Source organism: Streptomyces sp. NPDC052910 (assembly GCF_055585605.1).
The window spans coordinates 1,097,622-1,106,649 of the sequence record NZ_JBVJJR010000003.1; the positions used below are offsets into that span (position 1 = coordinate 1,097,622).

Consider the following 9,028-nt stretch of genomic DNA (forward strand, 5'->3'; position numbering starts at 1 on the left):
CGGGTCCTCAGGCGGCCCCGGCCGGGCGGCGGAGCAGCCGCGCTATCGGATGCCACCATTCCGTCTCGTCCTCCGGGGCCGACCGCCACACCAGCCCGTCCGGGTGGTGGAGCGCCGCGCTCACCTCGTCCGGAGTCGGCGGTTCGCTGTTCCCGCGCAGGAAGACCGCCCGGAGGCCGAGATTCCGCACCCGGGTGAGGGCCCGCTGACGGTTCGCGGCGTGCACCAGGACGCGTACCCGCGACCCCGGACGCGCCTCACCGCCGGGCGGACTGGGCAAGGACAGGGCGACGACCACACTGCCGTCCGGGAGCTTGACGAAACCGCCGCCGGCCATCCGCATCACCCTCCGTGGAGCACTCCGAGTCGGTATCCGTGTCAATAAGAAAACGCCCCTCACGCATCCAACCCCGATCGGCGACGACCCGCCAGGGAAATCCGGAAATACGGCTCTGACCTGGAGGTTTACCCGGCACTGCGGCGATCTTGCGGGCTCCCGCGCCCCGGCGGCCGTCCGCGCCCTCCGGCCGGGGCGGGGTGGCTGTCAGTAGTGGGGGCGCCCGCGGCGGGCGGACACGCGGGCGCGTTCGTTCCACCCCCCGGGCGAGCCGGTCGCTCCCCGTGCCTCTCACGCCTCGGGACGGTGGGCAAGGGGGTGCTTACCGGCCGTTCCCCTAGGGCAGAGAGGACCGTAGAGTCTTTTTGCGGTACGTACCTGTCGGCTCTGCACCCCACCATCCCCCCGAGGACGGATTCCGTCATGCCGCGTCCGACGTCAGCACAGATCGTTTACGGCTCGGCCACCGTTGTTCTCTCGACCCTCGTCATGCTGCTGCTGACGCGGACGGGTTCGGGCGTCGGGATCGCCGTCGTCGCCCTGGGCGCGCTGGCGCTCGGCCTGCTCGTGGCCGCGCTCGTGCCCGGCGCGCGCCGGAGTCCACGGGCGGCGGCGGTGGAGCCTTCCGTACGCCGGACCGCCGGGGCGCGGCCGGCGGGCGCGCGGGTGGGCGAGCACTCACTGCGGTGAGCGCGCCGGCTCGCCGAGCGCTGCCCGCGGTGAGCGCTCACCGCACCGCCGAAACCACCACCGTCTTGGCCGACTTGTCGTGGATGCACTGCTGATAGGGCTTGTCCCAGGTGCACCAGAGAACGTTGACCAGCCAGAAAAGCGGTCCGCAGCAGGGCACGATCCAGGGCAGGCAGTAGACGGCGGCCCGGATCCAGCCCGCGGCGCTCCGCGGCACGGCGCCGTCCTCCAGCATCGCGACGCGGATGCCCGTCGCCATCTTGCCGACCGTCTGCCCACGGGCCGTCAGCATCAGGCCCTCGTAGAGGAAGTAGACGATCGCGACGAGGACGCTGAGACCGGTGTTCTTGGTGTTGTCCTCGGCCGGATCCCAGTGGTTCCAGAAGAAGGCCGAGTAGATCAGGCTGACCGGGACGAAGACGATCAGGAAGTCGACGATCCGCGCGAGCAGCCGTTTGAAACGGCTCGCGAGCGGCGGCATGCCGGCCAGCGGGTCCGCCGCGCCGTACCCGTCCCCGTAGGGGTTCCCCGGGCCGCCGGGCGGAGGCGGCCCTCCGGCGTCGTAGGGGCCACCGGGGCGGGGTCCGGATCCGTACTGGCCGCCCCCGTAGGGCCCGCCGGCGGGCGGGCCGCCGCCGGGCGCTCCCCCGTACGGCGGAAGGTCCTCCGGCGGCTTCTTGCCGAACGGGTCGTTGTCCTGCGGCTGGTCCGTGCTCATGGCCCGAGTACACCTCGGGGCGCGGGGCGCCGCATCCGACCGTATGCCGTTCGAGTTGCCTCGGGGACGGATCGGCGTCGGGGCGGGGCGGGGCGGGCGCCCGGGATTGGGCCCGGGATCGGGCCCGGGGTTCCGCCGCAGTGTCCGGCTGCGGCGGCCGGTCAGGCGTCCCGTCCGGCGTCCGGCCCCGGCGTTCGGCTGCGGCGTCCGGTCCCGCTCCGGTCAGGCGCCCGGTTCCGGCGTCCCGTCCGGTGTTCAGCTCCGGCCCGACGCGACGAAGGTGCGGGCCGCCTTGTCGTGCCAGCACTGCCGCCAGGGGCGGTCGAACAGGCACCACACCACGTTGAGCACCCCGACGACGGCCACGCCCAGCAGGCTGTACACCAGCCAGCGGCGGAGGGCGGAGCGGAACGGCGGGGTGTCGTGCGACTCGATGTCCAGGACGCGCACGCCGCACAGCTTCTTGCCCGGGGTACGGCCCCAGGCGGAGGTCGGCAGCACCTCGTAGAGCACACCGCCGAGCAGGAGCGCGGCGAGGACGATGGCGAGGTACGTGCCGGTGGTGCCGTCGAGGAGCCAGACGGTGACGGTCTCGCCGGAGCGCTTGGCCCGGTCCACCTTCTCGTCGATGTGGCTGACGGCCTTGTTCCAGAGCGGCACCGCGACGGCGGCGACGGCACCGCCGAGCACGACCGTGTCGACCAGCCGGGCCGCGAGGCGCCGTCCGAGCCCCGCCGGACGGCCCTCCTGCCGGGCCGCGAGCAGGAACGGGTTCTCCGCCGGCGGCTTCCACGGCGCGGGCGCCGCGACGTCACGGCCGGGCGCGGGCTGCTGGGCCGGCGGCGCCTGCTGGGCGGGGAGGGGCTGCTGGGCGGGGAGGGGCTGCGCGGCGGACGCCGGTTGCGAGGCGGGGGCGGGCTGCGGGGCGGAAGCAACCGGCTGCGGGGCGGCGGCCGTCTGCTGCACGGGCAGGGACTGTGCCTGTGGCTGCTGGTGGACCTGCGGCTGCGGCTGGGCCTGCGGTTGCCGCTGTCGCTGCGGGGTCGCTGGGTGGACGGGCTGTTGTGCGTGCGGGGACGGGTGATGCGGCTGGGCCTGGTGCTGGTGGGCAGGCTGGGCCGGCGGCTGGGCTTGAGGCTGACGGGGGTGCCTGGGCTGCTCGGGCTGCCGGGGCTGTTCCTGCGGCGTCCACCCCGCGTAGGGCGAGAGGCCCGGAACGGCCTGCGCCGACCCCTGGGCCTGGCCCTGACCCTGCCCCTGACCTCGCCCCTGCTGCCCGGCCGGAGACCGAAGCGGCACCTGAGCCCGAGGCTGGGGTTGCGCCTGGGGCTGAGGCTGGGGCGGGGACTGGGGCTGTGACTGCTGCGGAAGCGGGTGTGCCGTCACCGGCCGGGGCGTCGGGTCGGGCTCCCGCCGCCAGTCCTCGGCGTCCGGCCGCCACGCCTCCTCGCCCGGCCGCCGGGGCTCACCACCGGACGGGTCGTGCGCGGGGCGGCCGGTCTGCCGTCCCCCGCGTCCTCCGAGGTCGACCGTGCCGCCGCCGGCCCGCGGACCGGCGGGCTCGGCCGGGCGGGGGTCACGGGTACCCGGAACAGACCGTTCCGCCGTGGGTCCGTCACCGCCCCAGCCGCCACGCGCCTCGGGCATCGACGGCACGCCACCGCCGTACCCCCGGTCGTAGCCGGCCCCGTAACCGCTCCCTGCGGCGCGGCCGTCCGCTCCGCCGCTCCCGCCGCCCCAGGCGTCACGAACGTCGCGAACCTCGCCGGACGCACGGGGCTCTCGAACAGCACGGTCATCGCCGGAGCCGGACGCCGTCCCCCGCACCGGCTCCTCGTCCAGGAACACCGGCCCCGTCTCGTCCGTCGACGGCGCGCCGCCCCGCCGCGGTCCGCCCGGGCCCGGGCCGTGCGGCACGGAGGGCACGACGGGCGGCGGCGCCACGGCAGGCTGACCGGGCGGCGGCGCGGGCAGCGGTTCGCCGGCGGCGGGCGCGGGCCGGCTCGTCCCGGGGACCCAGGCGGTGCCGCTCCAGTAGCGGATGTAGCCGGGGATGGACGGGTCCGGGTAGAAGCCGGCGCCGGGGCTGCTGCCGGCGGATCCCGGGATGGGTGCGCTCATGGTCTCCGGTGTCCCGTATCTGTTCGGCCCTGCTGGGATGTCAGGCAGTCTGCCGCACTGGCGTGGTGTCCTGTGTACCGCTCCGGTGCCCGTGCTCGCGACTGCGGGCGCGTTCCCTGTGACATCTATGCGCAAAAGACAACCCGGGGCGCGGCCAACAGGTCTACCAGACGGCATTCCTCCATGGGATGCGTTGCCGACGGAACCACTCACACGTGCGACCGGGAAGACCGCGCGGTGCCGCATGCGGGTGGTGTGGAGGGTGAGACGCGCGAGCAGGCGAGGAGGCGGTGCGAAGTCGCGTCATGACCCGGGGCCGGTCCGCTCTGTTCAGTGCGGACCCGGTTCGCGAGAGACCGCGCACCGGGCACTGGAACGGAGCGAGAGGGCGCACTTCATGTATTCCGTGGTGGAACGAGACCTGGAGATCGACCTGGTGCTGTCGCCGGGGCACCGTGTTCCGGTGCCGGCCCGGCTGCACTACCGGGCGGAGGATCCGTACGCCGTGCGGATCTCCTTCCATGTGACGTCGGACGAGCCGGTCAACTGGACCTTCGGGCGCGAGTTGCTGACGGAGGGGCTGCGCCGTGCCAGCGGTACGGGCGACGTCCGCGTGTGGCCCGCGCGGAGCGGGGGACGGTCGGTCGTCTGCGTGGGGCTGACCTCGCCGGACGGCGAGGCGCTGCTCCAGGCGCCGGCGGAGGAGGTAGCGGGCTGGCTGGCCGGCACCCTGCGGCTGGTGCCGCTGGGGGCGGAGCGTGCACTGCTCGGACTGGACGAGGGGCTGCGGGAGTTGCTGGCGCAGGGGGCCTGAGAGGAGCGGCGGTACGGGGGCCGGGCCCGGTCCCCGTACCGCCCCGGAACACCTTGTACCCCTCAGAACACCTTGCCGGGATTGAGGATCCCCAGTGGATCGAACACCGCCTTGATCCCCCGCTGCATCTCCATCGCCACCGGCCCGGCCTCCCGCGCCAGCCACTCCTTTTTCAGCAGCCCCACACCGTGCTCCCCGGTGATCGTCCCGCCGAGCTCCAGCCCGAGCGCCATGATCTCGTCGAACGACTCCCGGGCGCGGCGCGCCTCGTCCTCGTCGGCGGGGTCGAAGCAGACGACGGGGTGGGTGTTGCCGTCACCTGCGTGGGCGCAGACGCCGATGGTGAGGCCGTGCCGGTCGGCGATGGCGGCGGTGCCGTCGAAGAACGCGGCGAGGCGCCCGCGCGGAACGCACACGTCGTCGATCATGGTGGCGGCGCTCAGCCGCTCCAGGGCGGGCAGCGACACCCGCCGCGCCTGAAGCAGGAGTTCGGACTCGGCCGGGTCGTCGGCGGGGACGACGTCGGTGGCCCCGGCCGCGGTGCACACCTCGCCGACGGCGGCGAGGTCCGGGCGGGGGTCCGGGGTGTCGAAGGCGGCGAGGAGCAGTGCCCCGGTGGACTCCGGGAGGCCCATGCCCGTGTACGCGTTGACGGCCCGGACCGTGGTGCGGTCCATCAGCTCCAGCAGCGAGGGCGCGTGCCCGCTCGCCATGATCCGGCGGACCGCCTCGCAGGCCGTGGCGGTGGACGGGAACTCGGCGACGAGCGCGAGCTGCGGCGGCGGCGCGGGCCGCAGGGCGAGCACGGCCCGGACGACGATGCCGAGGCTGCCCTCGGAGCCGACGAACAGCCGGGTCAGGTCGTACCCGGCGACGCCCTTGGCGGTGCGACGGCCGGTGGTGAGCAGCCTGCCGTCGGCGAGGACGACGTCCAACCCGAGCACGTACTCCGCCGTGACGCCGTACTTGACGCAGCACAGGCCGCCGGAGGCGGTGCCGATGTTGCCGCCGATGGTGCACTGCTCCCAGCTCGACGGGTCCGGCGGGTAGTACAGCCCGTGCTCGGCGACGGCGCGGGAGAGCACGGCGTTGACGACGCCCGGTTCGACGACGGCGATGCGTTCGACCGGGTCGATCTCCACGATCCGGTCCATCTTGACCAGCGACAGCACGACGCAGCCGTCGACGGCGTTCGCCGCGCCCGACAGCCCGGTGCGGGCGCCCTGCGGGACGACGGGGACGCGGAGCGCGGTCGCGGTCCGCATCACGTGCCGCACCTGCTCCACGGTGCGGGGCAGGACGACGGCGGCGGGTGCGCCGGCGGGACAGAAGCCCGCCATGTCGTTGGCGTAGGAGGCGGTGACGTCGGGATCGGTGAGGACCGCCGCGTCCGGGAGCCCTTCGCGCAGGAGACTGATCAGATCGCCCATGCGTTCACCTTCCCACCCAGCCACGGCCGGGGGTAGATCGCGGACCGCGCGGGCGCGGCGCGGCCCCGCCGGTGGGAGGGCGGGACCGCGCCGGTGGGGGGTTGGTCGGAGGTTCCCGGGGGTGGGCTCAGGCTCCCGGGGGTGGCTCAGAGGTTGCCGCGCTTCTCCTGCTCGCGCTCGATGGCCTCGAAGAGGGCCTTGAAGTTGCCCTTGCCGAAGCCCATGGAGCCATGGCGCTCGATCATCTCGAAGAAGACGGTCGGGCGGTCCTGGACCGGCTTGGTGAAGATCTGGAGCAGGTAGCCGTCCTCGTCGCGGTCCACCAGGATCTTCAGCTCGCGCAGCGTCTCGACGGGCACCCGGGTCTCGCCGGCCCACTCGCCGAGGGTGTCGTAGTAGCTGTCCGGGGTGTCCAGGAACTGAACGCCGGCCGCCTTCATCTGCCGCACGGTGGTGACGATGTCGTTGGTGGCGAGGGCGATGTGCTGGAGGCCCGGGCCGCCGTAAAACTCCAGGTACTCGTCGATCTGCGACTTCTTCTTCGCGATCGCCGGCTCGTTGAGCGGGAACTTCACCTTCCGGGTGCCGTCCGCGACGACCTTGGACATCAGCGCGGAGTACTCGGTGGCGATGTCGTCGCCCACGAACTCCTTCATGTTCGTGAAGCCCATGACCCGGTGGTAGAACTCCACCCACTCGTCCATGCGGCCGAGTTCGACGTTGCCGACACAGTGGTCGATGGCCTGGAAGTTGCGCTTGGCGGGCGGCGCCACGATCGGCTCGGCGGCGACGAAGCCGGGCAGGTACGGGCCGTTGTAACCGGAGCGGTCCACCAGGGTGTGACGGGTTTGGCCGTAGGTGGCGATGGAGGCGAGGACGACGGTCCCGTGCTCGTCCTTCAGCTCGTACGGCTCCTCCAGGCCCCGCGCGCCGTGCTCGACCGCGTAGGCGTAGGCGGCGCGGGCGTCCGGCACCTCGATCGCCAGGTCCACGGCACCGTCGCCGTGCTCGGCCACGTGCTCCGCCAGGAAGCGGCCGCGCTCGGTGGTGGCCTTGATGACCGTGGTGAGCACGAACCGGGCGCCGCCCGACTCCAGGACGTAACTCGCCGTCTCCCGGCTGCCGTTCTCCGGTCCGGAGTAGGCGACCAGCTTCATGCCGAAGGCCGAGGAGTAGTAGTGCGCGGCCTGCTTCGCGTTTCCGACGGCGAAGACCACCGCGTCCATCCCCTTGACCGGGAAGGGGTCGGCCTGCCGAGCGGTGTCAAAGGTGTGATCTGTGGTCTGCGTCATACGCGCAGCGTCTCGCCGATCCACAAGGTGCGCAATAGTTTCCGTGTTCACTGGGCAATCTGCCCAGTGGGCCCCCGGAACCGCCGGGCGTTCTGTACATGGTGACTACGAGGGGTCGGCTATGGCGATCGATCGTTTGGACGGCAGGCTGATCGAACTGCTGGCACAGGAGCCGCGCATCGGCGTCCTGGAGGCCTCCCGGCGGCTGGGGGTGGCCCGCGGCACCGTCCAGGCCCGGCTGGACCGGCTGCTCTCCCAGGGCGTCATCCGCGGCTTCGGGCCGGACGTGGACCCGGCGGCCCTGGGCTATCCCGTGACGGCCTTCGCCACCTTGGAGATCAAGCAGGGCGAGGGGCCTGATGTGCGCTCGCATCTGGCGGGGGTGCCGGAAGTGCTGGAGCTGCACACCATCACCGGGCACGGGGACATGCTGTGCCGGCTGGTCGCGCGGTCCAACGCGGACTTGCAGCGGGTGATCGACAAGGTGGTGGGGATCGAGGGGATCGTGCGGGCTTCCACGGCGATCGTGATGGAGAACGCGGTGCCTTTGCGAATCATCCCGCTGGTGCGGCAGGCGGCCGGGGGGTGAGGGGCCCCGACCCCGCCCTTTCGCCGTTTCCCGGGGCTGCGCCCCGGCCCCCCCTTGTCGCGGCTCCGCCGCTCGTCCTCAAACGCCGGACGGGCTATATCAGCCCGTCCGGCGCTTGAGGACAACCGTGCGGAGCGCGGTTTCGGGGACGCGGGGGCTCGCCCCCGCAAGAAACGGTGAAGTGGGGGTGCCCCCTCTGGGGGAGGGGCCGGGGCAACTACACCGCGTCAGCAACGCGGCACCGAGCCCCCCGACTCCAACGCCCGCAACGACTCCACCGCATCCCCGAGCTTCCGCACCGGAACAAGGCGCAAGCCGGAAGGCGCCCCCGCCGAAGCCTCCGCACACTGCGCCTTCGGCACAAGGAAGACCCCGGCCCCATCCCGCCCGGCGGCCTGCACCTTCAGCCCGACACCGCCCACCGGCCCCACCGTCCCGTCGGGATCGATCGTCCCGGTCCCGGCGATCGTCCGCCCGCCGGTGAGATCACCGCCGCGCCCGTCTCCATCCAGCTTGTCGATGATGCCGAGGGTGAACATCAACCCGGCGCTGGGCCCTCCGATGTCCCCCAGGCTCAGACTGACCTTCACCTCGGACGGCGACCGGTGGAGGTGGCGCAGAGCGGCCCGCACGGCCGAGTCCTGCGACTTCTTCATCTCCTCGACGTTGTGCTCTTCCGTCTCCTTGTCGGACTTCCCGGGCGGGAAGACGGAGTCGTGCGGCATCACCGTCCGGTCCGTGCGGAACCAGTCCGAGGCGACCTCGGGCAGGGTGACCTCCGCGTCCGGCCCGGTCGCGATGATCGAGACCATGCGGAGCTGGCCGCTGGTCCGCCGGGCCTCGGCGCCGCTGACGGTGATCACCGGCTTGCCCTGGTGGTCGCCGAGGACGTTCACCGTCCAGCCGGGTCTTGCGATCGTGAACGGCAGCGGTGCGAACGCGGCGGTCACGAGCAGCGCCAGGACGGGCACGGCGCAGAGGGCGAGGGCCCGGGTGCGGCGGGACCACGCGGACGGAGACGGAAGTGGCATACCGCG

Annotated in this window: 10 protein-coding genes and 1 pseudogene; 4 read left to right on the forward strand and 7 right to left on the reverse strand. The window is 73.0% G+C overall.

Going from position 1 to position 9,028, the window contains the following annotated elements; genetic code table 11:
• Positions 1-7: 7 nt before the first annotated feature.
• Entirely contained in the window at positions 8-337 is a 330-nt protein-coding gene (locus tag ACZ6X9_RS15920; protein ID WP_469778667.1) for a hypothetical protein, read from the reverse strand.
• Positions 338-760: 423 nt separating this feature from the next.
• Between ACZ6X9_RS15920 and ACZ6X9_RS15925 the strand changes: the two genes are divergently transcribed.
• On the forward strand, positions 761-1,027 hold the full coding sequence (locus ACZ6X9_RS15925) for a hypothetical protein (RefSeq protein WP_469778559.1): 267 nt from the start codon (positions 761-763) through the stop codon (positions 1,025-1,027).
• 37 nt (positions 1,028-1,064) lie between these two features.
• On the opposite strand, the gene ACZ6X9_RS15930 is transcribed toward ACZ6X9_RS15925, so the two are convergent.
• On the reverse strand, positions 1,065-1,745 hold the full coding sequence (locus tag ACZ6X9_RS15930) for an RDD family protein (protein ID WP_469778560.1): 681 nt from the start codon (positions 1,743-1,745) through the stop codon (positions 1,065-1,067).
• A 255-nt stretch (positions 1,746-2,000) separates the two neighbouring features.
• Positions 2,001-2,711 carry an RDD family protein gene (locus tag ACZ6X9_RS15935; RefSeq protein WP_469778668.1) on the reverse strand — a complete coding sequence of 237 codons (711 nt, stop codon included), beginning with the start codon at positions 2,709-2,711 and terminating at the stop codon, positions 2,001-2,003.
• A gap of 27 nt (positions 2,712-2,738) precedes the next feature.
• Here ACZ6X9_RS15935 and ACZ6X9_RS15940 point away from each other — a divergent pair, with 27 nt between their 5' ends.
• Positions 2,739-3,104 carry a hypothetical protein gene (locus tag ACZ6X9_RS15940; RefSeq protein ID WP_469778672.1) on the forward strand — a complete coding sequence of 122 codons (366 nt, stop codon included), beginning with the start codon at positions 2,739-2,741 and terminating at the stop codon, positions 3,102-3,104.
• Positions 3,105-3,740: 636 nt separating this feature from the next.
• On the opposite strand, the pseudogene ACZ6X9_RS15945 reads toward ACZ6X9_RS15940, so the two are convergent.
• Positions 3,741-4,112: pseudogene (locus tag ACZ6X9_RS15945) on the reverse strand (DUF2510 domain-containing protein); the annotation flags it as partial.
• Between the two features lie 151 nt (positions 4,113-4,263).
• On the opposite strand from ACZ6X9_RS15945, the gene ACZ6X9_RS15950 reads away from it, so the two are divergent.
• A complete protein-coding gene (locus ACZ6X9_RS15950) occupies positions 4,264-4,680 on the forward strand; it encodes an SsgA family sporulation/cell division regulator (RefSeq protein ID WP_469778561.1) in 417 nt (138 codons plus the stop codon).
• Positions 4,681-4,742: 62 nt separating this feature from the next.
• Here the strand turns inward: ACZ6X9_RS15950 and ACZ6X9_RS15955 are convergent, their stop codons facing one another.
• On the reverse strand, positions 4,743-6,110 hold the full coding sequence (locus ACZ6X9_RS15955) for an FAD-binding oxidoreductase (RefSeq protein ID WP_469778562.1): 1,368 nt from the start codon (positions 6,108-6,110) through the stop codon (positions 4,743-4,745).
• A 146-nt stretch (positions 6,111-6,256) separates the two neighbouring features.
• Positions 6,257-7,402 (reverse strand): 4-hydroxyphenylpyruvate dioxygenase, encoded by a 1,146-nt coding sequence (gene hppD, locus ACZ6X9_RS15960; RefSeq protein WP_469778563.1) that lies wholly within the window; start codon positions 7,400-7,402, stop codon positions 6,257-6,259.
• A gap of 121 nt (positions 7,403-7,523) precedes the next feature.
• Between hppD and ACZ6X9_RS15965 the strand changes: the two genes are divergently transcribed.
• A complete protein-coding gene (locus ACZ6X9_RS15965) occupies positions 7,524-7,991 on the forward strand; it encodes an Lrp/AsnC family transcriptional regulator (RefSeq protein ID WP_469778564.1) in 468 nt (155 codons plus the stop codon).
• Positions 7,992-8,218: 227 nt separating this feature from the next.
• Here ACZ6X9_RS15965 and ACZ6X9_RS15970 read toward each other — a convergent pair whose 3' ends face one another.
• On the reverse strand, positions 8,219-9,022 hold the full coding sequence (locus ACZ6X9_RS15970) for a hypothetical protein (RefSeq protein WP_469778565.1): 804 nt from the start codon (positions 9,020-9,022) through the stop codon (positions 8,219-8,221).
• Between the last annotated feature and the right edge of the window lie 6 nt (positions 9,023-9,028).